The 23,369-nt window shown below is 62.6% G+C and carries 24 protein-coding genes; 12 read left to right on the forward strand and 12 right to left on the reverse strand.

Features of this window, described 5'->3' with window-relative positions:
- Nucleotides 1-51: 51 nt before the first annotated feature.
- Nucleotides 52-837: an IclR family transcriptional regulator gene (locus JAB6_RS00990; protein ID WP_070301454.1), complete on the forward strand. Its 786-nt coding sequence runs from the start codon at nt 52-54 to the stop codon at nt 835-837.
- On the opposite strand, the gene JAB6_RS00995 is transcribed toward JAB6_RS00990, so the two are convergent.
- From JAB6_RS00995 to JAB6_RS01020, 6 genes are read right to left on the reverse strand one after another with little or no spacing between them, the layout of a single operon-like run.
- Complete coding sequence (locus JAB6_RS00995; RefSeq protein WP_070301051.1) at nt 834-2,048, reverse strand: 6-phosphofructokinase; 1,215 nt, start codon at nt 2,046-2,048, stop codon at nt 834-836. The genes JAB6_RS00990 and JAB6_RS00995 overlap by 4 nt on opposite strands.
- 33 nt (nt 2,049-2,081) lie before the next feature.
- Entirely contained in the window at nt 2,082-4,103 is a 2,022-nt protein-coding gene (locus tag JAB6_RS01000; RefSeq protein WP_070301052.1) for a S9 family peptidase, read from the reverse strand.
- Nucleotides 4,104-4,144: 41 nt separating this feature from the next.
- Nucleotides 4,145-6,193, reverse strand: coding sequence for a sodium:solute symporter family protein (locus tag JAB6_RS01005; RefSeq protein ID WP_070301053.1), 2,049 nt, complete (start codon nt 6,191-6,193; stop codon nt 4,145-4,147).
- On the reverse strand, nt 6,190-6,504 hold the full coding sequence (locus tag JAB6_RS01010) for a DUF4212 domain-containing protein (protein ID WP_070301054.1): 315 nt from the start codon (nt 6,502-6,504) through the stop codon (nt 6,190-6,192). Before JAB6_RS01010 ends, JAB6_RS01005 begins: the two co-directional genes overlap by 4 nt.
- Nucleotides 6,497-8,038, reverse strand: coding sequence for a sensor histidine kinase (locus JAB6_RS01015; RefSeq protein ID WP_070301055.1), 1,542 nt, complete (start codon nt 8,036-8,038; stop codon nt 6,497-6,499). The genes JAB6_RS01010 and JAB6_RS01015 overlap by 8 nt, the downstream gene beginning before the upstream one ends.
- Entirely contained in the window at nt 8,035-8,769 is a 735-nt protein-coding gene (locus JAB6_RS01020; protein ID WP_034746066.1) for a response regulator transcription factor, read from the reverse strand. The genes JAB6_RS01015 and JAB6_RS01020 overlap by 4 nt, the downstream gene beginning before the upstream one ends.
- A gap of 255 nt (nt 8,770-9,024) precedes the next feature.
- On the opposite strand from JAB6_RS01020, the gene recA reads away from it, so the two are divergent.
- The 7 genes from recA (at nt 9,025) to JAB6_RS01055 (ending at nt 16,142) form a co-directional block, all read left to right on the forward strand.
- Nucleotides 9,025-10,128, forward strand: coding sequence for a recombinase RecA (gene recA / locus JAB6_RS01025; protein WP_034746069.1), 1,104 nt, complete (start codon nt 9,025-9,027; stop codon nt 10,126-10,128).
- A 203-nt stretch (nt 10,129-10,331) separates the two neighbouring features.
- A complete protein-coding gene (gene recX, locus JAB6_RS01030; RefSeq protein WP_034746072.1) occupies nt 10,332-10,787 on the forward strand; it encodes a recombination regulator RecX in 456 nt (151 codons plus the stop codon).
- 156 nt (nt 10,788-10,943) lie between these two features.
- Nucleotides 10,944-12,482, forward strand: a complete 1,539-nt coding sequence (locus JAB6_RS01035) for a class I SAM-dependent methyltransferase (RefSeq protein ID WP_070301056.1) — start codon at nt 10,944-10,946, stop codon at nt 12,480-12,482.
- Nucleotides 12,483-12,759: 277 nt separating this feature from the next.
- On the forward strand, nt 12,760-13,320 hold the full coding sequence (locus JAB6_RS01040) for a DUF2889 domain-containing protein (RefSeq protein ID WP_034746078.1): 561 nt from the start codon (nt 12,760-12,762) through the stop codon (nt 13,318-13,320).
- Nucleotides 13,321-13,398: 78 nt separating this feature from the next.
- Nucleotides 13,399-14,568, forward strand: a complete 1,170-nt coding sequence (gene sucC, locus JAB6_RS01045; RefSeq protein WP_034746081.1) for an ADP-forming succinate--CoA ligase subunit beta — start codon at nt 13,399-13,401, stop codon at nt 14,566-14,568.
- Nucleotides 14,569-14,581: 13 nt separating this feature from the next.
- A complete protein-coding gene (gene sucD / locus JAB6_RS01050; RefSeq protein WP_034746085.1) occupies nt 14,582-15,463 on the forward strand; it encodes a succinate--CoA ligase subunit alpha in 882 nt (293 codons plus the stop codon).
- Between the two features lie 214 nt (nt 15,464-15,677).
- A complete protein-coding gene (locus JAB6_RS01055) occupies nt 15,678-16,142 on the forward strand; it encodes a pilin (RefSeq protein ID WP_083292517.1) in 465 nt (154 codons plus the stop codon).
- Between the two features lie 21 nt (nt 16,143-16,163).
- Here JAB6_RS01055 and JAB6_RS01060 read toward each other — a convergent pair whose 3' ends face one another.
- Nucleotides 16,164-16,886: a flagellar brake protein gene (locus JAB6_RS01060; protein ID WP_070301058.1), complete on the reverse strand. Its 723-nt coding sequence runs from the start codon at nt 16,884-16,886 to the stop codon at nt 16,164-16,166.
- Nucleotides 16,887-17,048: 162 nt separating this feature from the next.
- Between JAB6_RS01060 and JAB6_RS01065 the strand changes: the two genes are divergently transcribed.
- Nucleotides 17,049-17,429: a DUF6713 family protein gene (locus JAB6_RS01065; RefSeq protein ID WP_070301059.1), complete on the forward strand. Its 381-nt coding sequence runs from the start codon at nt 17,049-17,051 to the stop codon at nt 17,427-17,429.
- On the opposite strand, the gene moaC is transcribed toward JAB6_RS01065, so the two are convergent.
- Entirely contained in the window at nt 17,430-17,936 is a 507-nt protein-coding gene (gene moaC, locus JAB6_RS01070) for a cyclic pyranopterin monophosphate synthase MoaC (protein ID WP_034746095.1), read from the reverse strand. It abuts the gene before it with no gap.
- Between the two features lie 186 nt (nt 17,937-18,122).
- Between moaC and JAB6_RS01075 the strand changes: the two genes are divergently transcribed.
- Complete coding sequence (locus tag JAB6_RS01075; RefSeq protein ID WP_034747711.1) at nt 18,123-19,712, forward strand: M48 family metalloprotease; 1,590 nt, start codon at nt 18,123-18,125, stop codon at nt 19,710-19,712.
- Here JAB6_RS01075 and JAB6_RS01080 read toward each other — a convergent pair.
- The 4 genes from JAB6_RS01080 to JAB6_RS01095 form a co-directional block, all read right to left on the reverse strand.
- Nucleotides 19,709-20,305, reverse strand: a complete 597-nt coding sequence (locus tag JAB6_RS01080; protein ID WP_070301060.1) for a DUF2946 family protein — start codon at nt 20,303-20,305, stop codon at nt 19,709-19,711. The two genes, JAB6_RS01075 and JAB6_RS01080, sit on opposite strands and share 4 nt — an antisense overlap.
- Complete coding sequence (locus JAB6_RS01085; protein WP_070301061.1) at nt 20,298-21,323, reverse strand: YheT family hydrolase; 1,026 nt, start codon at nt 21,321-21,323, stop codon at nt 20,298-20,300. Before JAB6_RS01085 ends, JAB6_RS01080 begins: the two co-directional genes overlap by 8 nt.
- On the reverse strand, nt 21,323-21,748 hold the full coding sequence (locus tag JAB6_RS01090; protein ID WP_034746103.1) for a nuclear transport factor 2 family protein: 426 nt from the start codon (nt 21,746-21,748) through the stop codon (nt 21,323-21,325). The genes JAB6_RS01085 and JAB6_RS01090 overlap by 1 nt, the downstream gene beginning before the upstream one ends.
- A gap of 72 nt (nt 21,749-21,820) precedes the next feature.
- Complete coding sequence (locus JAB6_RS01095; RefSeq protein WP_034746106.1) at nt 21,821-22,015, reverse strand: zinc-finger domain-containing protein; 195 nt, start codon at nt 22,013-22,015, stop codon at nt 21,821-21,823.
- A 258-nt stretch (nt 22,016-22,273) separates the two neighbouring features.
- Here JAB6_RS01095 and JAB6_RS01100 point away from each other — a divergent pair, with 258 nt between their 5' ends.
- Both JAB6_RS01100 and JAB6_RS01105 read left to right on the forward strand, forming a co-directional pair.
- A complete protein-coding gene (locus JAB6_RS01100) occupies nt 22,274-23,008 on the forward strand; it encodes an AzlC family ABC transporter permease (RefSeq protein WP_070301062.1) in 735 nt (244 codons plus the stop codon).
- On the forward strand, nt 23,001-23,351 hold the full coding sequence (locus JAB6_RS01105; protein ID WP_070301063.1) for an AzlD domain-containing protein: 351 nt from the start codon (nt 23,001-23,003) through the stop codon (nt 23,349-23,351). Before JAB6_RS01100 ends, JAB6_RS01105 begins: the two co-directional genes overlap by 8 nt.
- Nucleotides 23,352-23,369 lie beyond the last annotated feature (18 nt).

The following is a 23,369-nucleotide window of genomic DNA, read 5'->3' on the forward strand; positions in this document are numbered from 1 at the left end:
ATGCATGATGCGTTTCAAAAACGGCCGGGCGAGGCCGAAGAAGGTGGCCAAGTGGAGACCGGCACAACGGCGAGCCATGGCGACGAGGCGCGGGGATTGCGCGTGCTGCGTTTGATCGAGCACCTGGCCAGCGCCAGCCAGCCCTTGACCCTGTCGCAGCTGGCCGCGCGCATGCAAGTGCCCAAGGCCAGCATGATGCGCTTGCTCGATACCTTGGAGCAGCATGGCTATGTGCTGCGCACGCCCGTGGGGCGCGGCTATGTGCCCGGTGCCGCCTCGACCAACCTGGCGCTGGCGACCCTGCGCAACAATGCCCTGATCCGCGTCAGTCGCAGCATCCTGGGCAGCCTGGTGGCCATCACGGGCGAGACGTGCAACCTGGCCATTCCCGAAGGCAATGCGATCGTCTACGTGGACCGCGTGGAAACGCAGGAACCGCTGCGCCTGCATCTGGTGCTGGGCAGCCGGGCGCCCATGCATTGCACGGCCAGCGGAAAGTTATTCCTTGCGCACATGAGTTTGCTGGAGCGGCGCGAGCTGCTGGCCATGCTGACCTTGGAAGCGCGCACGCCGAAAAGCATTACCGACCCCGTGTTGCTCGAGCGCGAGATCGTGCGCATCGCCAGGCTGGGCATCGGCATCGACGACGAGGAATTCGTGCACGGCATGGTGGCCGTGGCCGTGCCCATCTGCGCGGCCGACGGGCGCATCGTGGCGGCTGTCGCCTGCCACGCGCCCGTGGCACGCAAATCCGTGGAGCAATTGATGCAGCACGTGCCGCAGCTCAAGGAGGCGGCCGTGAAACTACGGCCGCTGTTGCTGGCGGAAAACAGCTAGGGTTTGAGCACCTTCGCCACTTTCGCCGCGCGCAGGCGGAACGCATCGGGCATGCCTGAACCCAGCAGCGGACGCAAGTACAGGCGGAAAGCATCGGTGACGTCCGTGCCGCTGGCGCTGATGAACTCGTCTTCCATGGTGCGCGTCTTGCCTGCCACTTCTGTCAGGGGCAGCAACTCGTAATCCACGGAATAAAAGCCCGTGCGCTTGATGGCCACCGAACCGTCGCGGTCGCCCCACATGGCGAATTGCACCGCTTTTTCGCCCACTTCGCGGGCTTCGCGCTGGTCGACGTCGGAAACGCAGCCGATGAAGGAGCGCTGAAGATAGCCGAAGGTGTCGCCGCGCACGCGTTTGATGCCGAGCTTGGCCTTGATTTCGTCGCACAGCAGGTCGGCCAGCGCGCCCGTGCCCGACAATTGCACATTGCCGTGCGCATCGCGTTCGACTTCTTTCGCCAACAGGCTGGCGATCGGTTCGCCCGAGGCGTCGTGGATGCCTTCCGAGACAGCGATCACGCAGCGGCCATATTTTTCATACGTCGCCTTCACGTCGGCAAGAAACTGTTCCAGCACGAAGACGCGCTCGGGCAGGTAGATCAGGTGCGGGCCATCGTCGGGGAACTTCTTGCCCAGCGCCGAGGCAGCCGTCAAGAAGCCCGCGTGGCGGCCCATCACCACGCCCACGTACACGCCGGGCAAGGCCGCGTTGTCGAGGTTGGCGCCGGCGAACGCTTGCGCGACGAAGCGCGCGGCCGAGGGAAAGCCCGGTGTATGGTCGCTGCCCACCAGGTCGTTGTCGATGGTTTTCGGGATGTGGATGCAGCGCAGCGGATAGCCGGCCTTGTGGGCTTCTTCGCTGACGATGCGCACGGTGTCGGACGAGTCGTTGCCGCCGATATAAAAGAAATGTTCGATCTCGTGCGCGCGCAGCACTTCGAAGATTTGCTGGCAGTAGGCGATGTCTGGCTTGTCGCGCGTGGAGCCGAGGGCCGAGGACGGCGTGGCGGCCACCAGTTCCAGGTTGTGGCTGGTTTCCTGCGTCAGATCGACGAATTCTTCATTGACGATGCCGCGCACGCCGTGCAGCGCGCCATACACGCGCGTGACATGCTGAAAGCGCCGTGATTCGAGCACCACGCCCACCAGCGACTGGTTGATGACGGCGGTGGGACCGCCTCCCTGGGCGACAAGAATTTTTCCAGACGGCATAGGATTTCCTCGTAAATGGAACGGCCCTCCAGCCTACTCCTTTTTTGCCGGGGCGCTGTCTTTTCCGATAGTCCTGTCGAGGAATTTCTCCACCCGGCCCCAGAAGTCGATGCGGTTCTTCGGCAATGTCCATCCATGGCCTTCCTCGTCGTAGACCACCCATTCGACATCGCGGTTGTGCTGTTTGACGGCCGCGTAAAACTGCTTGCCGTGATACAGCGGCACCCGCTGATCGGCGGCGCCGTACGCCAGCAGCAGGGGCTGGGTGATGCGCGCCGCCTGGGCGATGGGCGAGGTGGACTGGAACTGGGCCGCGTTGGCCGTCCGGTCGCCAATCAGCTCGGGCATGCCGTACTGTTTCCAGTCATCGCCGAGGTCGGATTTGAAACTCCAGTGGCCGCTATACAGCAGGTTGATGTCGGTCACGCCCACCCAGTCGATGGCGCAGCGGAACAGGTCGGGATCGTTGACCAGGCCCATCAAAGCGGCATAACCGCCATAGCTGGCGCCGGCGATGCAGATGCGGCGCGGATCGGCGATTCCTTCGGCGATGGCCCAGCGCGCGCCATCGGCGAGATCGTCCTGCATCTTCAAGCCCCATTGTTTCCAGCCGGCGCGAAAATGCTTGGCGCCAAAGCCTGTGCTGCCGCGAAATTCCGGTTGCAGCACGGCATAGCCACGCGAGGCAAGAAATTGCACTTCGGCATTCCATTGCCAGGAGCTGCCGCGCACATACGGGCCGCCATGCACGAGCACGACCAGCGGCAGCTGCTTGCCGGAAGTCGTGGCGGGCACGGTGAGCCAGGCGGGAATGGACAGGCCATCGCGCGCCTTGTAGCGCACCAGCTGCTGCTCGCTCATCTGCGCCGGCTTGATGAGCGGCTGCGCTTCGCCGATGATGCTCAGCTTGCCCGTGTCGCTGTTGAACAGCGAGAATTTGCCCGGCTGCCGGTCGGAATACGAGGTCACCAGCATGAAGGGTGTGGCGGGGCGGGCCGCCAGCGAGACCAGGTTGATGGTCGCTGGCAGCAGGGCGTCGATACGTGCCTGGGGCGCCGTCATGGCCGGGTCGAACCAGCGCGTGGCGCGCGCATCGCTCAGGTGGCGCACGCCCAGCAGCTTGCCTTGCCCGACGATCAGATTGCCGCTGAAGTCATAGCCGTCGAGCGAGATGATGGGCGTGGGCACGATGCGGCTGCTGGCCAGGTCGTAGGCATGCACGGACAGCGTATCGCTGCCCATGCGGGCGCTCACGTACAGGGTGCCGTCCGTGCCGAAGGAGAGCGGGGTGAAGGCGTCGGGGCCGCCGAGGTAGGCGTCGAACTGCGCCAGCGTGCGCCAGGCGCCGCTGGCCGGATCAAGGTACTGCACGCTTTCGATATTGCGCTCCCGGGTCACGGCCAGGCGCGGTTCGCCATGCTGGTCGAGCAGCCAGCGGCGCACCTTGCCTGGCGGCTTGACGGCCGTGCTGCGGCCCGTGAGCGTATCGAGCTGCCGCAAGCCTTCGTAGTCGACTTCGCCCGTCGAGGCGTACACGGTGCTGCGCACATACACGGCCTGGGTATCCTGCGCACCGCGCTGGCCCGTCAGGTAGGTATGCCAGGGCAGCAGTTTATAGATCGAGGTGGAGGCATCGGGCATGGCGCTGCGGGCGGCCAGCTGGCGAAAGTTGCCGCCGTCGCGGTTGACGGCAAACAGGCCCGGCCCGAAACGCATGTCGCCGGGCGCCGTCTGGCGGTCGCGCGTGTTCAGGATCAGGCGCTCGTTGTTGACCCATTCGACGTCACCCACGTCGACATCGCTGAATTGCGCCACGACCTTGATGCTGTTATCGAGCAGGTTGACGATGGCCAGCCGTTCGCGATTGTTCGCGCCGCTCACCTTCACGGCCAGATGGCGCGCATCGGGCGACAACTGGGGGCCGCTGAATTCGGGATTGGCGAAGAAGGCCGACAGTGGTGGCGGCGCGATGGCCGTGTGCGCCTGTGCGGAAAGGGCGAACAGGCTGGCGCAGGCGGCCAGGATATGTAGCAGACGCAAGAAAGCCTGGGGCATGGTGTGTTGTAACCTGGAATAAAAAATTGACCTATGGACGCTCACTCCGGCGCCCGGATATGCTCAACCAGCCCCGTGCTGCGGCGTCCCGGCGCCGGCGTCAGCCAGCTGACGAGGATGGCGGCGGCCAGGCCGGCCGGCACGCCGAAGATGCCGGCCGAGATGGGCGCGATGTGGAACCATTGACCGCTGGCATTGCCGCCCAGCATGGTGCTCGTGTGCAGCATGTAATACAGGCATACGCCAAAGCCCGTCAGCATGCCGGCCAGTGCGCCCTGGAAGTTGGCGCGTTGCCAGAAGACGCCCAGCACCAGCGGCGGGAACAGGGTCGAGGCGGCCAGGGAAAAGGCTACGCCCACCAGCGACAAAATGTCCGCCGGCTTTTGCGAGGCCGCATAGGCGGCGATGAAGGCCACGGCCAGCAGCAGCAATTTTGAAATCGTCACGCGCTTTTGCGTCGAAGCCGTGGGATCGACCACCTTGTAATAGACGTCGTGCGACAGGGCGTTCGAGATGGCCAGCAGCAAGCCATCGGCCGTCGACAGGGCGGCGGCCAGGCCGCCTGCCGCCACCAGGCCGGAAATCACGTAGGGCAGGCCGGCGATCTCGGGCGTGGCCAGCACCAGCACGTCGGCGTCGATGGAAATTTCCGCCAGTTGCACGATGCCGTCGCGGTTGACGTCGACGATGCTGATCAGGGGACTGAGCTTGTCCACATTGGCCCAGTACGACACCCAGGTGGGCAGGTTCGCGTATTGCGTGCCCACGAGCGCCGAGTAAATATCGTACTTGACCAGCACGGCCAGCGCGGGAATCGTGAGATAGATCAACAAGATGAAGAACAGGGTCCAGAACACGGAGACGCGCGTTTCGTGCACGGAAGGCGTGGTGTACGATCGCATGAGGATATGCGGCAGGGCGGCCGTGCCCAGCATCATGCAAAACACGAGGGCCAGGAAATTGTTGCGCTTGATGTCGGATTGCTCGCGGTCCGCGGCGGGAAACGGCTGCGCGTGCGGAATGATCGGCTCGGCGCGTTTCTGGTTCTGCGCCTGCGCTGCCTGCCACAGCACGCGTGCCTCGTCCGGACTTTTCGGATAGGCGATCAGGTAGCGCTCCGCGTTGCGGATGTCGAACAGCGAGGTATTGCGCTGGCGCAAACTATCGAGCTGGCGCTGGGCCGCCAGGCGGCCTTGTTCCCAGGAACCGGGCAAGCCGTCGATGCGCGCCTGGTAGCTTTGCGCGCGCTGGCGGAAGATGGCGCGCACTTCGTTTTCTTTCGGGTCCGTTTCCAGCACGTGTTCGCGCGCACTCAGTTGCGTCAGCACCTTGCCGTAGGCGATCTGCGGCACGGGATTGTCCGCATGCTTGACCGACAGCCACATGGCGGGAATCAGAAAGGCGACGAGGATGATGATGTACTGCGCCACCTGCGTCCAGGTGATGGCGCGCATGCCGCCCAGAAAGGAGCAGACGAGAATGCTGGCCAGGCCCAGGAAGATGCCGACGGAAAAATCCACGCCCGTGAAGCGCGAGGCGATCAGGCCGACGGCGTAGATCTGCGCCACCACATAGGTAAACGACACGATGATGGTGGCGGCCACGGCCACCACGCGCACGCTGGCGCCCCGCTTGTCGGTGCCGCTGCCGTAGCGGGCGGCGAGGAAATCGGGAATCGTGTACTGGCTGAACTTGCGCAGGTAGGGTGCGATCAGGAGCGCCACCAGGCAATAGCCGCCCGTCCAGCCCATGATGAAGGCCAGGCCGTCGAAGCCGTTCAGGTACAGGCCGCCGGCCAGGCTGATGAAGCTGGCGGCCGAGATCCAGTCGGCGGCCGTGGCCATGCCGTTGAACATGGCTGGCACCCGGCGCCCCGCCACATAGTATTCGGTGACGTTCGAGGTGCGGCTGATGACGCCGATGGTGGCGTACAGGGTGATGGTGACGAGCATGAACAGGTAGCCGATCCACGCGCGCGGCATGCCTTCCTGTTCCAGCACGGACAAGGCAAGCAGGAAAGCGGCGAAACCGGCCGTAAACAGCAGGTAGTAGCGGCTCAGCCGCGCAAAGAAACTGCGCTGGCCGCTCATGCTTGCTCCTCGGTATGGAAATCCCGGTCGAGGCGCCGCATGCGCCAGGCATAGAAGGCGATGATGGCCAGGTACACGAGCGAGGCGCCCTGGGCCGCCATATAGAAGGGCAGCGGCCAGCCGAACAGGTTCAGGTGCAGCAGCTCGCGCGCATAGAACACGGTCAGGAAGCCCGTCAGCAGCCACACCAGCAGCAGGATGGCCGTCAGGCGCCGCGTCTTGCGCCAGTGGATGTCGCGGCGCGCCTGCAGCTCGGGGCTGGGCGCGTGCGATGGCCGCGCCGGGGCAACGGGTGGGCTCGGCTTATCCATACGTGATGTCATCCTCTTCTGGCGCGTCCGGCAACAGCAGGGCGATGCTCAGGCGCAGCAGGGTGCCCGGCAGCTTCGGCGACTGCGCGCGCGGATTGTTAAAAATATCGACTTCGGCGCCATGCTGCTGCGCAATTTCTCGCACGATGGCCAGGCCCAGGCCGCTACCGTCGACATTGCTGCCGAGAATGCGGTAAAAGCGTTCGAACACGTGGGCCCGCTCGGCCGGCGCAATGCCGGGACCCGTATCTTCCACTTCCAGGATGGCCAGTTCCAGGGTGCTGCGCACGCGCACCGTGACGCTGCCGCCCGACGGCGTGTAGCGCAGGGCGTTGTCGATCAGGTTGCTCAGCAGCTCGCGCAGCATCATGGCATTGCCGGAAATCATGATCGAATACGCGGGCTGCTCGAAGCCCAGGTCGATATGCTGGGCAAACGAAGCTTGAACCCAGTCCTGCACCACGCCGCGCGCCAGTTCGCTCAGCTCGATCGGCTCGAACGCCGTGCCCGCCTGCGGCTGGTTTTCCGCGCGCGCCAGGGCCAGCAACTGGTTGACGAGGCGCGTGGCCGCTTCCGAACTTTTCGCCAGTTGCAGCAGCGAGCGGTGGATCTCGTCGTGATCGGTCTGGCGCAGGGCCAGTTCCGACTGCATGCGCATGCCGGCCAGCGGCGTTTTCATCTGGTGCGCGGCATCGGCGATGAAGCGTTTCTGCATGTCGATCGACAGCGATAGCCGCGCCAGCATCTCGTTGAGCGAACCGACCAGCGGCGTGATTTCCTCGGGTACCTGGCCCGATTCGATCGGCGATAAATCGTCGGGTGGCCGGGCGCGTATGCGCTCCTGCAATTGCGCCAGCGGCGACAGGCCGCGCGCCAGGGCAAACCAGACGAGAGCCAGGATCACGGGCAGGATGATGAACTGCGGCAAAATCACGCCCTTGATGATTTCATTGGCCAGCTGGGCGCGTTTCTCCAGGGTTTCGGCAACTTGTACCAGCGCGCGGTGCGGCTCATCGTCGTTGTCGGCAGGAATGTCGAGATAGCTGAACGCCACGCGCACGGGCGTGCCGTGGATGGTGTCGTTGCGAAATAGCACCATGCCGCTGCGGTATTTGTCGGGATCCTGCGGCGGCGGCAAATCGCGGTCGCCGGCCAGGTATTCGCCGCGCGGACCCACCACCAGGTAATATAGGGTGTCGACATCGTCGCCGCGCAGCAAGTCGCGGCCATTATTATTGCTGCTGTTCTTGTCCGGCGCGCGGCGCAACATGGCGCCATCGGCCTGCTTGACTTGCTGCGTGAGCACGGTCACGCTGTCTTCCAGCGCATGGTCGAACGGCTGATTGGCGATGCCCTTGGCCACCAGATAGGTGATGGCGATGCTCATCGGCCACAGCAGCAGCAGGGGCGCCAGCATCCAGTCGAGGATTTCGCCGAACAGCGAGTGCTCGATCGTGTCATCCTGCTCCGTGGTGGGCGGCTCGAACCAGTCGTCGTCGTCCGGCTCGTCCGCTGGCGCCTCGCGCGCCTTCACTTGCTGGCGGGTCCGCTGGCCGGGCTTGCCGACTCGCCCGCTTCAGCGTTCAGGCGCGCCGCTTCCGAATATTTTTCCAGGCAATAGCCGAGGCCGCGCACGGTGGCGATGCGCACGCCGCCTACTTCGATCTTCTTGCGCAGGCGGTGCACATACACTTCGATGGCGTTGTTCGACACTTCCTCGCCCCATTCGCACAGGTGGTCGACCAGCTGCTCTTTCGAGACGAGGCGGCCGGTGCGACCCAGCAGGATTTCCAGCAAGCCCAGTTCGCGCGCCGACAGGTCGAGCATCTGGTCGTTGATGTAGGCGCTGCGCCCCACCTGGTCGTAGCTGAGGGGGCCGTGCTTGATGATGGTGGCGCCGCCGCCGGCGCCGCGGCGCGTCAGGGCGCGCACTCTTGCCTCGAGTTCCGACAAGGCGAACGGCTTGGCCATATAATCATCGGCACCGAGGTCGAGGCCATTCACGCGTTGTTCGATGGAATCGGCGGCCGTCAGGATCAGCACAGGCAGCAGCGAAGCGCGTGCGCGCAGGCGGCGCAGCACTTCCAGGCCGGACATTTTCGGCAGGCCCAGGTCGAGGATCAGCAAGTCGAATTCCTGGGTGGACAGGGCCGTATCGGCCTCTTGCCCCGTCTTGACGTAGTCGATCGCATAACCGGACTGGCGCAGCGAGCGGGTCAGGCCATCGGCCAGCACGCTGTCATCTTCGGCAAGTAAAATACGCATGGTGCACTTCCTATGCTTTGCGGCGGTAGAAGCTTGTATTGTGTTTCATTTTCCGCAAGGTGGCGAATTTTTGTGAAAATCCACGCTTGTATTGATCTGTTTCAAAACAAATCCACGTTCCGCTTGCATTGATCACTGTTTTTTTATACAGTACTGTCTGTGTAAAGAATTTAACCCACTGGCGCTATCGCAGGCTGCACGGTTCACGTAGATGCGTCACGTGAATCCGCAACTGTAGAACGGCTGAAAGAACATATGGACGATAAAAAAGCTGTAGTACCCGCATCGGAAAAAGCCAAGGCGCTCGCCGCCGCACTGGCGCAGATCGAGAAGCAGTTTGGCAAAGGTTCGGTCATGCGCATGGATGCCAGCGCACCGATCGAAGAAGTGCAAGTCGTGTCGACCGGTTCGCTCGGCCTCGATATCGCGCTGGGCGTGGGCGGCTTGCCGCGCGGCCGCGTGGTGGAAATCTACGGTCCGGAATCGTCGGGTAAAACCACCTTGACCCTGCAAACCATCGCCGAAATGCAAAAACTGGGCGGCACGTGCGCCTTTATCGATGCCGAGCACGCGCTCGACGTCGGCTACGCGCAAAAGCTGGGCGTGAACCTGCACGAATTGCTGATCTCGCAACCGGACACGGGCGAGCAGGCGCTGGAAATCTGCGACGCCCTCGTCCGTTCGGGCAGTGTCGACCTCGTCGTCATCGACTCCGTGGCCGCACTGACGCCACGCGCCGAGATCGAAGGCGACATGGGTGATTCCCTGCCAGGCCTGCAAGCGCGTCTGATGTCGCAAGCCCTGCGCAAGCTGACCGGTTCCATCAACCGCACCAATACCCTGGTCATCTTCATCAACCAGATCCGCATGAAGATCGGCGTGATGTTCGGCAGCCCGGAAACAACCACGGGCGGCAATGCGCTGAAATTCTACGCCTCCGTGCGTCTGGACATCCGCCGCACCGGTTCGATCAAGTCCGGCGATGAAGTGATCGGCAACGAAACCAAGGTCAAGGTCGTCAAGAACAAGATCGCGCCACCGTTCAAGGAAGCGCACTTCGACATCCTGTACGGCGCAGGTACTTCGCGCGAAGGCGAAATCCTGGACCTGGGCTCGGATGCCAAGATCGTGGAAAAATCCGGTTCGTGGTACAGCTACAACGGCGAACGCATCGGCCAGGGCAAGGACAACGCCCGCGCCTTCCTGCAAGAGCGTCCGGCGCTGGCCCGCGAAATCGAAAACAAGGTCCGCGCTTCGCTGGGCGTGCGCGAACTGCCGCCGCTGGCTGCTGAAAAGCCGGAAAAAGCGGACAAAGCCGCCGACAAGGCTGCCAAGGCTGCGGAAGCCAAGCCAGAGTAGGTCGGATTAGCGCGGCAAAGCCGCGCGTAATCTGACAACACCACAGACGTCAACAATGTTGTCGGATTACGGCCCAAGGGGCCTAATCCGACCTACGCATGGCTTGCCGCAAGGTAGGACCATGATCGCCGTCCCGCGCTGTTGCGCCGGGCGGCGATTGTGTTTGGGTGATGTGATTGTGGAATGAAAGACAAGGTGGGTGTATGGCCGCAGTACAACTAAGCCTGAAGGGCAGGGCGCTACGCTTTTTGTCGATGCGTGAACACAGCCGCATGGAATTGCGGCGCAAGCTGCAGCGCCATGCGCAAGAGGGCGATGACGTGGAAGCCTTGCTTGACAGCCTAGAGCAAGCGAACTGGCTGTCGCAGGAGCGCTTTTCCGAGTCGCTGATCCACCGCCGCTCGGCCCGCTTCGGCAATAGCCGCATCATGGCCGAGCTGCAAAGCCATGGCATCGGCGGCGAGGCGCTGCAGGAACTCAAGGCGGGCCTGGCCGAAGGGGAAGTTGCGCGCGCCTGCGAAGTCTGGCGCCGCAAGTTTGGCGAAGTGGCGCAGGACGCGGAGCAGCGCAACAAGCAGATGCGCTTCCTGATGCAGCGCGGCTTTTCCCAGCGCGCCGTGCAAGCGGCCTTGAAGGGGCTGGATCCCGACGAGGAATGAGGCTGGTCATGGCGCGCCGGCCGGCCTCCGTCGTGCCCCATGAACTGCGCTTTCAAACGCCGTCTGTTTCCAGTATGGCGACGCCGCGCGATAAGGTATTCTGGCGCTCGAACGCTGTGCGATGCGCGCAGCACCACTGACCGTGACAGGATCGAGATGAGCAACTGGAATGCCGGCTATATGGCCGAAATCGCCTATACCTATGGCTATTACGAAGAATTGAATCCTCTGCGCCTGCGGCTGCCCCTGCTGGCTGCCGGGCTTGCCTTGCCGGCCAGCGGCACGGCTTGCGAGCTGGGCTTTGGCCAGGGCATCAGCGCCAACATCCATGCGGCGGCGTCTTCCACGCGCTGGCATGGCAATGATTTCAATCCGTCCCAGGCCGCCTTTGCGCAGGAGCTGGCCAGCGTGGCCGGCGCCGGCGCACAGTTCACGGACGAATCGTTCGCGCAGTTTTGCTGCCGTGACGACTTGCCCGATTTCGACTTTATCTGCCTGCACGGGATCTGGAGCTGGGTCTCGGCAGAAAATCGCGCCTTGATCGTCGATTTCCTGCAGCGCAAGCTGAAAGTGGGTGGCGTCGCCTATATCAGCTATAACACGCAGCCGGGCTGGAGTGCCATGATGCCGATGCGCGACTTGCTGGCCGAGCATAGCCGCGTCATGAGCGCGCCCGGCGTGGGCGTGCTGGCACGAGTCGACGGCGCCATCGATTTTGTCGACAGGATGATCGCCGTGCAACCGCGCTATCTGGAGGCCAATCCCCTGCTGGCGGACCGTTTCGAGAAGCTGAAAGCGCTGGACCGCAACTATATTGCACACGAATATTTCAATGCGGATTGGCAGCCGATGGCCTTTTCCAGCGTTGCGGCCATGCTGGGCGAGGCCAAGCTGGAGTTCGCCTCGTCCGCCAACTATACCGCTCTGGTCGACATGCTGAACCTGACGGCCGAACACCAGCAATTCCTGGCCGGGATACCCGATCCCGTCTTCCGCGAGACGACGCGCGCCTTTCTCGTCAACGAGCAATTCCGCAAGGATTACTGGGTCAAGGGCGCGCGCAGGCTGACGCCGTTGGCCCAGGTCAGCGCCGTGCGGGCCGTGCGCGTGATGCTGGCCGTGCCCCGCGACGAAGTGGTGTTGAGCGTGCATGGGGTGCTGGGCGACGCCGATATGGACGAGCGCGTGTATGCGCCCGTGCTCGACGCCATGGCCGACCATCGCGTGTACACGATAGGCGAACTGGAGCTGCAACTGGCGGGTAGCGAAGCCGGCCTGGCCGCCTTGCTGCAGATCATATTGGTGCTGGTCAGCAAGGGCAGCGTGCTTGCCGTCCAGGACGAGGCCGACATCGCCGTGGCGCGGCCGCGGACGGCGCGGCTGAATGCGCACTTGCTGGAGCAGGCGCTGGCAAGAACCGACTTGCACAGCCTCGCCAGCCCCCTGACGGGCGGCGGCGTGGTTGTATCGCATTTACAACAACTGTTCCTGTGGGCAAAACAGCAAGGTTGTCCAACGCCGCAAGAATGGGTGCGCGCGACGTGGCCGGTACTGCTGCGCCTGGAGCAACTGCTGACGAAGGACGGGCAGCCCTTGTTGACGGAAGAGGAAAACCTGGCCGAACTGCTGGCGCGCGCGGAATATTTTTCCGCGCGCACCTTGCCCGTTTTACGCGCACTGGGTGTGGCTGACTGAAGCGCGGTGCCGGCCAGTGCGCCGGTGCCGCAGGCATGCTTTCAAGTTATCTGCATTGTGAATAATTGTCATTGATTTTGCGATTTTCGTTAATGATTTGCGGCAGACGGCACGACCAATAAAAAATTATGTTGCGGCGCAACTAGCGCCCTGTGTGCTACACTTTTAGGGTTTTTGCGGCGCCGCAGGTGCGGTTGCTGTTCGTAGAAGCTGCGAACAGAGTGCTTTAGGCACATGGCTGCTTACTAATTATGGCCGCGCAAGCGGCATCGGTCTTATGCCCCTGTCAACTCCCGTATCCCGGCGCGCCCTACGGCACTCCCGCGTTATCGACGTCCAAGCGTATATGCGCGACGACGGCCTGTGGGATATTGACGCCCATATCACCGACATCAAAAGCTATGACGCGACCCTGGCCTCCGGCCCCCGTCCCGCCGGCGCCCCTCTGCATGACCTCCACTTACGTATTACCGTCGATCGCGAACTGACCATTGTCGAGGCCGAAGCTGCCTCCGATGCCGTGCCCTATCCCGGTTTTTGCGATACCATCGGCCCCGCTTACAGGGCGCTGATCGGTTTGAATTTATTGAAGAATTTCCGCCGCGACTTGAAACAGCGCCTGGCGGGAATCGCTGGCTGTACCCATTTGACCGAACTGGCGCAAGTCTTGCCGACTGCGACGGTTCAGGCATTTGCCGGCGATGTCTGGTCGACCCGTGACGGTGAGAATGCTGACTTGTCGCATGAAAAGCCGTTTCAACTCGACAAATGCCACGCCCTGCGCACCGATGGCGGGGCGGTGGCACAGTATTACCCGCGCTGGGTAGCCAAAGCGTGACCCCGGCGCTCTGTTTTTCCTGTTTTTTTTGCACCACTAACCGTATTTTTACAAATCAGTATCAGAAGGGAAGCCAGCATGAAAATCCATGAGTATCAAGCCAAAGAAATCCTCCGGCAGCACGGAGTGACGGTACCACGCGGTATTCCGTGCATGTCCGTCGAAGAAGCCGTCAAGGCTGCGGAAACCCTGGGCGGCCCGGTATGGGTTGTCAAGGCGCAGATCCACGCAGGTGGCCGCGGCAAGGGCGGCGGCGTGAAAGTGGCAAAATCGATCGAACAGGTCAAGGAATACGCTGACCAGATCATGGGCATGCAGCTGATCACGCACCAGACCAGCGCCGAAGGCCAGAAAGTCAACCGCCTGCTGGTGGAAGAAGGCGCCGACATCAAACAAGAACTGTACGTTTCGCTGGTCACCGACCGCGTCACCCAGAAAATCGTCCTGATGGCTTCGTCCGAAGGCGGTATGGACATCGAAGAAGTGGCAGAGAGCCACCCTGAGAAGATCCACCACGTCACCATCGATCCAGGCACCGGCCTGACCGATGCCCAGGCAGACGACATCGCCGCCAAGATCGGCGTGCCTGCCGGCTCCATCGCCGACGCCCGCGTCAACCTGCAAGGCCTGTACAAAGCGTACTGGGAAACCGATTGCTCGCTGGCCGAGATCAACCCGCTGATCGTCACCGGCAGCGGCAAAGTCATCGCCCTGGACGCCAAGTTCAACTTTGACCCGAACGCCCTGTTCCGTCATCCGGAAATCGTCGCCCTGCGCGATCTGGACGAAGAAGATCCAGCTGAAATCGAAGCGTCGAAATTCGACCTGGCCTACATTTCGCTCGACGGCAACATCGGTTGCCTGGTGAACGGCGCCGGTCTGGCCATGGCCACCATGGACACCATCAAGCTGTTCGGCGGCGAGCCAGCCAACTTCCTGGACGTCGGCGGCGGCGCCACGGCAGAAAAAGTCACCGAAGCGTTCAAGATCATGCTGAAAAACCCAGGCCTGAAAGCCATCCTGGTGAACATTTTCGGCGGCATCATGCGTTGCGACGTGATCGCTGAAGGCGTGATCGCCGCAGTGAAAGCCGTCTCGCTGAACGTACCGCTGGTCGTGCGCATGAAGGGCACCAACGAAGACCTGGGCAAAAAGATGCTGGCCGATTCCGGTCTGCCTATCATCGCAGCCGACACCATGGAAGATGCAGCCAAGAGCGTCGTTGCCGCTGCTGCCGGTCAAGCTTAATTAAGGAATCAACATGTCCATTCTGATCAATAAAGATACCAAAGTCGTTACCCAAGGGATCACCGGCAAGACCGGCCAGTTCCACACCCGCGGTTGCCGCGACTACGCGAACGGCAAAGCTGCCTTCGTGGCAGGCGTGAACCCGAAGAAAGCCGGCGAAGATTTCGAAGGCATTCCTATTTTCGCTAACGTTACCGAAGCGAAAAAAGAAACCGGCGCCAACGTTTCCGTGATCTACGTACCGCCAGCAGGCGCGGCAGCGGCGATCTGGGAAGCTGTCGAAGCCGAAATGGATCTGGCCATTTGCATCACCGAAGGCATTCCTGTCCGCGACATGATGGCCCTGAAAGACCGCATGGCTAAAGCCAACAGCAAAACCTTGCTGCTGGGCCCTAACTGCCCAGGCCTGATCACGCCAGATGAAATCAAGATCGGCATCATGCCAGGTCACATCCACAAGAAGGGCCGTATCGGCGTGGTGTCCCGTTCGGGCACCCTGACCTATGAAGCAGTGGGTCAATTGACCGCACTGGGTCTGGGCCAATCGTCGGCAGTCGGCATCGGCGGCGACCCGATCAACGGTCTGAAGCACATCGACATCATGAAGATGTTCAATGACGATCCAGATACCGACGCGGTCATCATGATCGGCGAAATCGGTGGCCCGGACGAAGCCAACGCGGCTTATTGGATCAAAGACAACATGAAAAAACCGGTCGTTGGCTTCATCGCTGGCGTAACCGCTCCTCCAGGCAAGCGCATGGGCCACGCCGGCGCGCTGATCTCGGGCGGTGCCGATACGGCACAAGCCAAGCTGGAAATCATGGAAGCTTGCGGCATCACCGTGACCAAAAACCCGTCGGAAATGGCGCGTCTGCTGAAAGCCATGCTGTAATTTTCAGCCTGGTTCATGCAGTACAAAAAAGGAGCTTCGGCTCCTTTTTTTTGTCCGCAAGACAGGCCAATTCCCGGCCTGGGCGGACGGCGCTGGTCCGAACCCGCCCAAATGCGTCGCTTTTCTTTCCAGGCGTACCGCCGCTGCCCGGGCGCGCCGCTGGCATGGTGCTTGCACCATGCACGGCACGAGCAACGCACAATGGGAGGATACGATGCGCGCGCAAAGCGGTTTTACCCTGATAGAACTGATGATCGTGGTGGCCATCGCCGGCATCCTGGCGGCCGTGGCCATTCCCCAGTACGGCGACTATACGATGCGGGCCAAGGTCAGCAATGTGCTGGCGGCCGCTGCGCCGCTGAAGACTGCCGTGGCCCTGTGCGTGCAGGAAAATGGCGGCGAGGCGGCCGCCTGCAGCACGCCGACCCCGGCCGTGCCCAGCGCCATCCCCGTGTTCAGTGCCACGCGCGAAGTGGCCAGCGGAAAGGTCGACAAGGGCAATATCGAGCTGACCCTGGCGGCCGACCTGGGCACCGGTATCGGTGGACAAACCGTGACGATGACCATGAAGCCGGGCACCAGCAGCCTGACCTGGTTCAATAGCACCACCGTGACGAATCCGGCAGCGAAGGAAGCGATTACCAAAAGCAACATTCCCGACGTGACATCGACGCTGTAGGTGGCGCTTGCCAGTTGGGTATCAGACGATTTTTTGCCGGTCCGCGATCAGCGCTTCATACGTGAGGTTTTGCAGCAGGGTGTAGTGGGTCGGTTCCAGGTCGATGAATTGCACGCCGTACGTATGAATTTCAGCTACCCCGGTGGCGTGGCCATTCGACGGCTTGCCCACGCTCACGTTCTGGATGCGGGCGCGCGTGTTGACGCGCATCTGATGCTTGTTCGGCTGCACCAGCAGGGTAAAGCTCAGCGCCACGCCTTCGTCATCGGGCGTAAGCATGCTGGGCGCCTCGATCAGCGCGCCCGAGACGCTGAGGTTGACGATGAACACGGGCACGGCCGCCACGTCGCGGTAGCTCAGCTGCGCCGGAATGTCCACCTTGACGCGCATGGCCGTGCGCAGGCTGGTGCCCTGGATGGCATCGGGAAAGCTCAGATGGACATAGTTGAGCGGGCGGCCGAAGATGCGCAGCACGCTGCAGAAAAACGAACAGACGGTGACACCGGAAAACACGCGGATGGTCAGCTTGTCACCCTCGTTGAGCATGATGGATGCGCCGTTTTCCATGGGAATCTTGACGATCAGGTACTCGTCTTTCACATAGCCGATCACGGTCGAGAAATGCTGGATGGGTTTGATGGTACGGTGCGTGATGAACTGGATGCGTCCCCCCACCTGCAGATTCATGGCCTCGAAGTCGAAGTCCTGGAGCTTGGTTTCCGCGGCGGGTCTGTTGCTTGTCATGCGATGCTCATGTGGATATGGACGACTCGCAGTATGCATGATTTCTTGATGAAAAAGCATTTATATCAATGAAATTCACTTTTACATCGAAAGCGCCATGGGCACATGCCGGTGCGTGGTGCAGGCTTTACAATGTGATCAATATTGACGAATGTAAATCTTATGCCGCGCAGCTACTTCTGGACCATGTTGTTCCTGATCTTGCATCAAATCGACGCTGCCTATTGGAAAGAGTGGGAGATGTTTCATCTGCCGGGCGGCGTGCAGGGTTTTCTCGTGTTTAACCTGGCGGCGATTACCGTGGTGCTGGCCGGTTACCGGCACGTGCTGCTGGCCACCGCGCGAGCGCCCCTGTATGCTTGTGTCTGCGCCGCGCTGGGCGTGGGAACGTTCCTGATCCACGCCGGCTTTGCGCTGGCAGGGCTGGAGCAATTCCACTTGCCCCTGTCCATGGCCATCATCGTACTGTGCCTGGCCAGTGCCGTCTCGCTGCTGCGCGACTTGCGCCGCGTCCAGGGCCATCTTGCGCGCCAGGCAAAATAATTACACCTCGGCGTGCCAATCGCCCGACTTGCCGCCATGCTTTTCCAGCACGCGCACATTCGTCATGACCATGCCCCGGTCGACGGCCTTACACATGTCGTAGATCGTCAACAAGCCGATCTGCACGGAAGTGAGCGCTTCCATTTCCACGCCCGTCTTGCCCGTCGTATCGACCTGGGCGCGGCAGTGCACGCTGTTGGCCGCTTCATCCACTTCAAAATCGACGGTGACGCGCGTGAGGGCCAGCGGGTGGCACAGGGGAATCAGGTCGCTCGTGCGCTTGGCGCCCATGATGGCGGCGATGCGGGCGATGCCCAGCACGTCACCTTTCTTGGCGTTGCCGGAAATGATCAATGCCAGGGTGGCCGGCTGCATGCGGATGGTGCCGGCGGCCACGGCGCTGCGCCGCGTGTCTTCCTTGCTGCCCACGTCGACCATATGGGCCTGGCCCGTGGCGTCGAAATGGGTCAGTTCCCCGGCGGGGGCTTGCTTGTCTGCTGTTGTCATGGCGTCAAAATAGGTAAGAAAAGGGAAGCGCGGCACGCCCTGTCACGACCTCATGCCACTGGCATGACGCGTGGGAATGGGCGCCGCTAACAAGGTATGATAGCACCCGTGAATTCAAAAACTCCCCTTCCGATCATCGTTGAAAACGCCGCAGCGGCATGGCTGCGCGGCTCCCGGCGCGCGTCGGTGCTGGCTGCCTTGTGGCTGGCGGCGCCCTGTGCGCTGGCGCAAACCTATACGTCCGCGCCAGCGGTGCCGGCCGCCAGCGTGGCGGCCAAGCCGGGAAGCGGCTGGACGCCGCTGGCCGTGCCGCCGGCGCCGAACCTGCCGAACTTGGGCGACACGTCGCGCGAAGACCTGTCGCCGGCGATGGAGCGCAAGATCGGCGAGGAAATCATGCGCGGCATCCGCGGTGACCGCGACTATCTCGACGACGCGCCTCTGCTCGAATACCTGAATACCTTCGGCAACGCGCTCGTGGCGGCACGCCCCAGCGTGCGCGGTGAAACGAATTACGACTATTTCTTCTTTGCCGTACGCGATCCCCAGTTGAACGCGTTTGCCTTGCCCGGCGGCTTCATCGGCGTGCACTCGGCCCTGGTGCTGGCGGCGCAAACGGAGGCGGAACTGGCGTCCGTGCTGTCGCACGAGATCGGCCACGTGGCGCAGCGCCATATCGCGCGCATGCTGGGCCAGCAGCGCCAGGACGCCCTGATGCCGCTGGCGGCCATGCTGCTGGCAGCGCTCGCTTCGCGTGCAGGCGGCGATGTGGCCATGGGCGTGTTTGCCGCCGGCCAGGGCCTGGCCATCCAGCGCCAGCTCAATTTCGGCCGCGACGCCGAACGCGAGGCGGACCGCATCGGTTTCCAGATCATGGGCGAAGCCGGTTTCGACACCACCGGCATGGTGGCCTTCTTTGGCCGCATGCAGGCGGCCAGCCGCTCGTACAGCGACTTGATGCCCGCCTATCTGCAGACCCATCCGCTGACGACGGAGCGCATCGCCGACATCCAGGCGCGCATCCGCGAGCAGCCGTACAAGCAGCGTGCGGACAGCCTGAGTTTCCATCTGGCCCGTGCGCGCGCCCGCGTGCTGCAGGATGAAAGCGTGCAAGGCCTGTTGAACGCCAAGGCCGTCTTCAAGACGCAGCTGGAGCAGCAAAGCCGCTTCCAAGTGACGGCCGCCCATTACGGTTTGTCCTTTGTCGCTGTCAAGCAGGGCAAGCCGGCGGAGGCGCAAAAGGAACTCGATGCCGCCAATGCGGCCCTGCACCAGCCGGTCGGGCCGAATGTATTTACCTCGGGCGGCACGCAGGCGCCCAATTCCTTGCTGACGGCGATGGGGCTGGAAGTGCTGTTGATGCCGGCGCAAAAGAAGGAAGTGGCGCAGCAAGCCCTGAAGGCGGCGGACGCTGCGCGCCAGCAATTTCCCCTCTCGCGCGGTATTGCCCATCAGTATGCGGAAGCGCTGATGGCTGCGGGCAAGCTGGAGCAATCAACCGTGTATCTGCGCGAGCAGGTGCAGCTATACAAGGAAGAGCCGGAACTCTACGACTTGCTGGCGAAAGCCTATGCGGACCAGGGCAAGATGACCTTGCAGCACATGGCGCTGGCTGAATCCTACGTGCTGCAGGGCGCCACCATGGCCGCGCTGGACCAGCTGACGATCGCCCGCAAATCGACGGACGCAACTTTTTATGACCAGGCCGTGATCGATGCGCGCGAGCGTGAACTGCAGGAAAAGCGCCGCGAGCAGATCAAGGACCAGAAGGGCTAGTTTTTATCGGCTTGCGGCGCCCGCTGGAAGCCGAAGGTCTGCGGCACGGAGTCATAGCCCAGCGGCTGCACGGCGATCTCCTTGCTGTCATGCAATAACATCAAATTGCCTTGAGCATGCTCCAGCCAGGCTAGCAGGGTCTCGTCGCTCAAGACCAGCCCATCAACGCGCAGCGACGCCAGCACTTGCGCCATGTCGCGGTCGTCGACCTGCGCCACGATATCGGCGTGGAGCAAGATCAGCGCGCCGTTGTCGCACAGGTAAACCTGCTCGATTCTCGCTAGTGGCACACCCGTCTGCAAGACAAAACCGTGTTGCGGATCGCTGCGGGCGATGTACGGCGTCGCTTCCAGATTCACATACACGCGCTGCGGGCCATTCTGGAAAAACCAGCAACCGCGTTCATCCTGGGCGTAATTGCGGTTGATAAAGTTTAACAGGGCCGCATGGGCAATTTTGTCGCCGGGCAGTTGCTGCTGCTGCGCCTGCTGGTCGCGCATGCGCCAGTGGCCGCGCGCGTCCAGGCCCAGCCAGCCGTAGCAGTGGGGTACGTTCGGCCATTTGGCCAGGGCTTGCTTGACGAGTTCATCCATGTGTAGCGTTTTCCGTGTGAGTGCGCGCACCGCCAGCGTGCCAGCTTTGCCGTGCGGACGGCGCCATGTTGCCGTTTTCAAAGAAGGAGAGCAGCCGTTGCGGCAGCCAATGCAAGCTTCCCGGCATCTTGCCAGAGGCAAAGCCGACGTGGCCGCCGTGGCGCGGATACTCGAGCGTGACGTTCGGCGCGGCGCTGCGCGGCAAGAAGCGCCCGGGCAGGAAAGGATCGTTTTGCGCATTCAGCACCAGGGTCGGCACGGTAATGTCCTGCAAGACGTGTTTGGCGCTGGCGCGGTGCCAGTAATCGTCGGCGTCGCGGTAGCCGTGCAGGGGTGCCGTGACGACATTATCGAAGGCGTGCAGATCGCGCGCGGCCAGCATGGCGTCGCGCGCGAACAAGCCGGGAAACTGCTCGAGCTTGGCCAGGCATTTCGGTTTCAGGGTGTTCAGGAACATGCGCGTGTAGAGCCGGTTGGCGCCCGAAGACAGGGCCTTGCCCCCTTGCGCCAGGTCCAGCGGGGCGGACACGGCCGCTGCCGCATCGATGAAATCGGCCTGGTGCTGCGATTGGCCCAGCCAGCACAGCAGGGCGTTGCCGCCCAGCGAGACGCCGGCCGCATACAACTTTCCCGTGGCGCGCGGGCGCAGGCGCTGCACGATCCAGTCCACTTCCTGCGCATCACCCGAATGGTAAAAACGGGGCGCCAGGTTCGCCTCGCCCGAGCAGCCGCGAAAATGCGGCACGGCGCCGGACCAGCCGCGCGCGGCCACCTCGGCCATCAGTGAGCGCGCGTAATGGCTGTTCGACGAGCCTTCCAGGCCGTGGAACAGCACGACGAAGGGCTGGCCTGGCTGGCCATCGACCAGGTCGACGTCGACGAAATCGCCATCGGGCGCTTGCCAGCGTTCGCGGCGGAAGGCCACGGCTGGCTTGGCGAGGCATACGGCCGGATAAATCGTTTGCGCGTGGCCGCCAGGCAGCCACAGCGGGGCGGTGTAGGAAAGAGACAAAGCCATCAGTGCAGGATCTGCGTCCCCGCGGCGTCGGCCGGTGCGCCACCGGGGGCGATGGAAGCGTGGTGCAGCACGATGCGCCAGCCGCGCGGCGTTTTGACATACACATTCGTGGCCAGCAGATGCGCCGGGCCGCCTTCTTCCTGGGTCACGCCTTCGATCACCGTGTGCACCGAACTCATCAGATTGTGCGTTTCATGCAGCTGCGCCGGCACGATGTGCAGGCCGCCGCCGGCCAGAATGGTTTCCCACGAGGCGCGGATGGCGGCATGGCCGATCAGGCGCGCGCCACCCGGGTGGATGCAGACGATCTCTTCATCGTCGGCCCATAGCGCCATCAGCGCTTCGAGGTCGGCGCGGTGCAAGGCATCGTAGAACGCCGCTTCGACTTCGGCGGCGCTGCCATTGAGTTCTTTCAGACGTTTCATGACGACTCCGGGCTGATCGCTATAACTTGATGCAAATAAAAACGGCGCGCTGGGGGCGCGCCGCTGGGCAGTTTAATGATGGCCGGCGCTGGCGCCTTCCTTCAGCGTGTAGGCCGTGCCGCAGTACGGGCACTTGGCGACGCCGTCCTTGTTGAATTCCAGGAACACGCGCGGATGCGACGACCACAGCGGCATGGCCGGGTTAGGGCAGTGGGCTGGCAAGTCTTTACTGTCGAGTTCGACCGCTGGCTGGGTGGTTTTTGTCATCTTGTCATGCTCCGTGAGGCTGTATGGAAGGAAGTCGGCTGCTGCCAAAAGCACGATTTTAACGGATTCAGGCAGACAGCAAAAATCATGGCTAAAATGTCGGCTTGATCATCTTCGGCTGCGGCGCGGTTTTTCGCGACAATATGGCTGCCGTAGCGCCACCCTGACTGGATTTGCCTTGCCGGTATCACCGTTGCGGAGCCGTTCTCCGCGCACCATTGTTGTGCAGTTACCACACTACCTCGGCCGGAGCGCCGCATGAACGCCGTCCCGGCCGCCAAGGACGAGGCCCTGCTGAAAGACGCCTGGCGCGCCGGCCTGAACCTGGGTGCGCCCACCCTGCTGGGCATTGCCGCCTGGGGCATGGTGGTGGGTGTGGCCATGGTGAAAAGCGGCTTGACTGTCGCGCAGGCGGGGGCCATGACCCTGTTTGTCTTTGCCGGCTCGGCCCAGCTCGCGTCCTTGCCCCTGCTGGCCGCGCAGGCGCCCGTGTGGGTGATCTTTGCCACGGCCCTCGTCGTCAATTTGCGTTTTGTTATCTTTTCCGTGCTGCTGGCCCCCCATTTTTCCCATCTGCCGTGGCGCCAGCGCTTTGCGCTCGGCTATGTGGCTGGCGACATCACGGTGGGCCTGTTCCTGCAGCGCTACCCCCATGAAACGCCGGACCCGGCCAAGCTGCCTTTCCTGAAAGGCTTGATCTACCCCAACTGGCTGGCCTGGCAAATCGGTTCCTTCATCGGCATCGTGCTGGGCGCCGTCGTGCCGGCCGAATGGGGGCTCGGTTTCGCGGGCACCCTGGCGATCCTGTGCGTGACGGTGCCGCTGATCCTCAGCCGCGCCGCCCTGTGCGGCGTGCTGGTGGCGGGCGCGGTGGCCGTGCTGGCCTTCAGCCTGCCGTATAAGCTGGGCTTGCTGGTGGCCGTCGTGGTGGGTATGGTCAGCGCCATGGCTGTGGAAGAATTGACAGAAAAATGGACAAAACGCCATGATTGACGGCATCGACTGGGGCAGGGCCGACGTGTGGATCGCCATCGCCGTGCTGGTGGTGGCAACGGCCGCCACGCGCAGCACCTTCTGGCTGATCGGCCATCACATCACCATCCCGCGCCGCGTGGGCGAGATGCTGCGCTATGCGCCGGCCTGCGCGCTGGCGGCCATCATCGCGCCCGACCTGCTGATGGAAGGGCAGCAAGTGCACTTCGAATTATCGAATTTGAAACTCTTGTCGGGTATTGCCGCCACGCTCTTTTTCGTGATTCGCCGCAATATGCTGCAAACCATCGTCTTCGGCATGCTGGTTTTCACGGGCTTGCGACTGTTGCATGTTTTTCAGTAAAGCAGGACAAATCGGCGA

The organism is Janthinobacterium sp. HH104, assembly GCF_001758715.1.
Taxonomy (GTDB): Bacteria; Pseudomonadota; Gammaproteobacteria; order Burkholderiales; family Burkholderiaceae_D; genus Janthinobacterium; species Janthinobacterium aestuarii.